Raw genomic sequence first — 528 nt, forward strand, 5'->3', positions numbered from 1 at the left:
GCCGTCGACCGCGTCGCGGATCCCCTCCCCGAAGCGGCTCCCGATCTCGGCGCCCCGGCTTCCCGGATCCGTGCCCGTCACCGTCGCGGTGATGATCTCCACAGCGTTCCTCTCCTGTTCCGGGGCCGGGCCCCTACTTGCCGGCCTCGAGGACGGCGTCCCACATCACCTCGGAGGCGATCGCGCCGAGCGCGGTCGCGTTCACCGACAGCCGCCCGCGCGACGACCCCGGGGTCGTCGGCAGATCGATCTCGTCGGTGGTGACGGCGAAGAGCGTGTCGCCGTCCATGTCGGTGTGGAACGGCTGGATGCCGCGGTGCATCGAACTGTGCACCTGCTTGGCGAACTGGTTCAGCTCGACGGGGCTCATCCGCACGTTCGTGACGATCGCGCTGATCGTGGTGTTGCCGGCCTCGGTGACGGGCGGGACCTGCTCGGCGAACGCCTCCTGGTAGTCGAACACCGGGTGGCGCCGGACCCCGGTCTGCGCGTCGTAGTTGCCGCGCACCACCGTGCCCGCGCGGTCCA

At 70.8% G+C, this 528-nt stretch carries 1 protein-coding gene; it reads right to left on the reverse strand.

Features of this window, described 5'->3' with window-relative positions:
* Positions 1–133: 133 nt before the first annotated feature.
* The coding region (locus QSJ60_RS19045) for a P1 family peptidase (protein WP_285465449.1) at positions 134–528 on the reverse strand (395 nt) is incomplete at its 5' end.

This window comes from Agromyces sp. NBRC 114283 (genome assembly GCF_030268405.1).
Taxonomy (GTDB): Bacteria; Actinomycetota; Actinomycetes; order Actinomycetales; family Microbacteriaceae; genus Agromyces; species Agromyces mediolanus.